The sequence below is a fragment of the Kitasatospora sp. NPDC059817 genome, from assembly GCF_042731835.1.
Classification (GTDB): Bacteria; Actinomycetota; Actinomycetes; order Streptomycetales; family Streptomycetaceae; genus Kitasatospora.
In genome coordinates this window covers 8951-12381 of record NZ_JBHWIR010000208.1, presented here as the reverse complement: position 1 = coordinate 12381, position 3431 = coordinate 8951, and the positions used below count along the sequence as shown (strand labels likewise).

Here is a 3431-nt window from a genome sequence, read left to right as displayed (position 1 = left end):
ATTTACACTTGATTGGTGGGCGTCTGCGTCTGTTGTGTATACGCCACAGGCCCGCGGCGACCGGCAGGTCGAGGCCGCGCCGGCGGGCGGCGTCGACCACCGCGCGGGCCAGCGGGTGCTCGCTGGGGTGCTCGGCGGCGGCCGCCAGGGTCAGCAGTTCGTCCTCGTCCAGGCCGCTGCCGGCGAGGGGGAGCAGGTCGGTGATCCGGGGGGTGCCCTCGGTGAGGGTGCCGGTCTTGTCCAGCGCGACCGCGTCGACCTGCCCGAGCCGCTCCATCACGACGGCGGACTTCACCAGGACGCCGTGGCGGCCGGCGTTGGCGATCGCGGAGAGCAGCGGCGGCATGGTGGCCAGCACCACGGCGCAGGGCGAGGCGACGATCATGAAGGTCATCGCCCGCAGCAGCGAGCCGGTCACGGCGGCGCCGAAGGCCAGCGGGACGAGGAAGACGGCGAGGGTCGCGAAGACCATGCCCAGGGAGTAGCGCTGCTCGACCCTCTCGATGAACAGCTGGGTGGGGGCCTTGGTCTCCGAGGCCTCCTCGACCATGGCGACGATCCGGGCGATCACCGAGTCGGAGGCGTCGCGCTCGACCTTCACCCGCAGGGCGCCGGTGCCGTTCAGGGTGCCGGCGAAGACCTCGTCGCCCTGCTGCTTGGCGGCCGGCAGCGGCTCGCCGGTGATGGTGGCCTGGTCGATCTCGCTCGCGCCGTCCAGGACGCGGCCGTCGGCGCCGACGCGCTCGCCGGGGCGGATCAGGATGGTGTCGCCGACCACCAGGTCCTCGGTGGCGACGGTCTCCTCGCCGCCGTCGTCCAGCAGGCGGGTGGCGGTGGTGGGGGCGAGGTCGAGCAGGCCGCGCACCGAGTCCTGGGTGCGGGCGGTGGCCAGCGCCTCCAGCGCGCCCGAGGTGGCGAAGATGACGATCAGCAGCGCGCCGTCCATCACCTGCCCGATCGAGGCCGCGCCGATCGCGGCGACGATCATCAGCAGGTCGACGTCGAGGGTCTTCTCGCGCAGCGCCTGAAGTCCGGCCCAGCCGGGCTCCCAGCCGCCGGTGGCGTAGGCGATCGCGTACAGCGGCCCCCAGGCCCAGGCCGGCGCGCCGGTCAGCTGGAGCGGCAGGGCGGTCAGGAAGGCGACGGTCGCGGCGGCGGCCCAGCGGGCCTCGGCCAGCGCGAAGACGCGCGTACGGCGCTTGGGAGCGGCGCCGCCGCGCGAGGCTGCGGCGGCTGGGCGCTCGGTGAGGGTTGCGGACATGGCTGTGGTGTTCCTCCACGCGGACACGACGGGGCGACGCGTCGACCATACAGGAATACATGAACAGCTCTTCATTTATTCCCGCTGGATTGACCCTCCCGGGTGATGGAGCTGTCGCCCCGCCCGGTAGCCCTGGCTAGTTGGCCCGCGCGGTGAGGCCTTGTGGCCAGTGGCGGTGGTACTGGTCGATGACGTAGTCGTGGCCGTGGAGCCAGCCGTCCGCGGCCGGGTGGGCGTCGGTGAGGTGGGGGTGGCCCGGGGGCAGGTCGGCGTGGACGTGGTCGAGCCTGGCGGGGTCGCGGGCGGGCCAGATCGCGGTGGCGGCGGTGGCGGCGAGCAGGGCGATGGCGCCGAGGACGACGGCGGTCACCGGGAGGCCGGCGCCGGCGGCGAGCCAGCCGGCGAGGGGGTAGGTGAGCAGCCAGCAGCTGTGCGAGAGGGAGAACTGCGCCGCGAAGGCGGCCGGCAGGTCCGCGTCGGCGGCGGAGCGGCGGATCAGGCGCCCGCCCGGCGTGAGGACGGCGGAACAGGCGGCGCCGATCGCGGCCCAGGACGCCAGCAGCGCGCCCCAGGACCAGTCGCCCGGGGCCGCGGCGGTGACGGCGGCGACGGCGGCCAGGACGGCGGGGAGCGCGAAGGCGGCCGGGAGCATGACGGCGCGGTCGGAGAGTCGCCGCAGGAGCCGGGGCAGGAGCAGGGCGGTCAGCATGGAGCCGGCTCCGTAGGCGCCCAGGGCGAGCGAGACCGCGCCGGCCGGGCGGTGGAAGTGCTCGCGGACCGCGACGACCGTGTCGACGAAGACGATCGCCCCGGCGGCGGCGACCGCGAGGTCGAGCGCGAGCAGGGCCCGCAGGCGGGGGGTGGCCCAGAACAGGCGGGCGCCGAAGGCGGCCTTGGCGTAGGCGCTGCCGGTCCGCTCGACGGGGGCGGGCTTGGGCAGGACGACGGAGACGACCAGGGTGGCGGAGGCGAGGAAGCCCGCGGTGGTGCCGGTGAACAGCCAGGTGTACGGGACCAGCGCGAGCAGGCCCGCGGCGAGCGCGGGACTGAACAGGGACTCCAGGTCGTAGGCGAGGCGGGACATCGACAGCGCCTGGGTGTAGTCCCGTTCGGCTGGCAGCACCTCGGGGATGGTGGCCTGGAAGGCCGGTGTGAAGGCGGCCGAGGCGGCCTGGAGCAGGAAGATCAGGACGTAGATCTGCCAGGCCTGGCTGACGAACGGCAGGGCGAGCGCGACGGCGGCGCGGGTGAGGTCCATCGCCACCAGCAGCGTTCGGCGCGGAATGCGGTCGGCGAGGGCGCCGACCGCCGGTGCGACGGCCACGTAGGCGACCATCTTGACGGCCAGCGCGGTGCCGAGGACGGCCGAGGCGTCGGCGCCGGCGATGTCGTAGGCGAGCAGGCTCAGTGCCACGGTGGCCAGGCCCGTGCCCACCAGGGCGATGACCTGGGCTGCGAACAGGTGGCGGTAGGTGCGGTTGCGCAGTGTGGACAGCATCGGCCCCGTCCCGGTCGGCGGCGTGGTGCGGCGGCACCATCATATCCAACACGTGCATACGTGTGCACGTGTTCGTTGCGATGGCGCGGTCCTCGCTGCCGTTCCGGTCAGCGGGGGCGGGTCGGGTCGGGTCGGTCGTGCGGCGGGTCGGTCGTATGGCGGGTCAGTCGTGCGGCGGCAGGGAGCCGATCTGGTGGTCGGCGACGTTCAGCGCCTCGTCGACCAGGCGCCGAAGGTGCCCGTGGCGCAGCGAGTAGACGACGCGGCGCCCGTCCCTGCGTGTGGTGACCAGGCCCGCGAGGCGGAGCTTCGCGAGGTGCTGGCTGACGGAGGTGCGCGGGGCCCCGCACGCCTCGATGAGGGAGGTGACGTCGGCCTCGCCCGCGCCGAGCCGGTGCAGCAGCGCAAGTCGGGTGCGGTCCGCGAGCAGGGCGAGGACGGACGCGGCGACGTCCAGTCGCTCGCCGCTGTCCTGCCCCTGCTCCTGCGAGCCGTGTGCAGCTGCCAGATCGGTGCTTGTGCTCATGTGCTCATCGTAGGTCGGCGTGCGCCCGATGCGTGCACGCGTGCGCACGTGATGGCCCCGCGCTGTCGGGGCCGCCGGGGCGGGCCCGGTTCAGCGGCCGGGGCCCCAGCGGGCTTCGAGCCGGCGGGTGCCGTCGGGGGTGGTGA

3 protein-coding genes are annotated in these 3431 nt (G+C 74.3%); all 3 read right to left on the bottom strand.

The genetic code is table 11. The annotated features are described in order from the left end of the window. On the bottom strand, positions 1-1261 hold a 1261-nt coding region (locus ACFV61_RS30505; RefSeq protein ID WP_380495118.1), incomplete at its 3' end, for a heavy metal translocating P-type ATPase. Positions 1262-1397: 136 nt separating this feature from the next. After that, positions 1398-2759, bottom strand: coding sequence for an MFS transporter (locus ACFV61_RS30500; RefSeq protein WP_380495116.1), 1362 nt, complete (start codon positions 2757-2759; stop codon positions 1398-1400). A 163-nt stretch (positions 2760-2922) separates the two neighbouring features. Beyond that, entirely contained in the window at positions 2923-3285 is a 363-nt protein-coding gene (locus tag ACFV61_RS30495) for a metalloregulator ArsR/SmtB family transcription factor (RefSeq protein WP_063345900.1), read from the bottom strand. Between the last annotated feature and the right edge of the window lie 146 nt (positions 3286-3431).

Excerpts from the sequence above, each read along its gene's own strand:
- ACFV61_RS30500 (WP_380495116.1), bottom strand. The coding sequence starts at position 2,759 with ATGCTGTCCACACTGCGCAACCGCACCTACCGCCACCTGTTCGCAGCC.
- ACFV61_RS30495 (WP_063345900.1), bottom strand. The coding sequence starts at position 3,285 with ATGAGCACAAGCACCGATCTGGCAGCTGCACACGGCTCGCAGGAGCAG.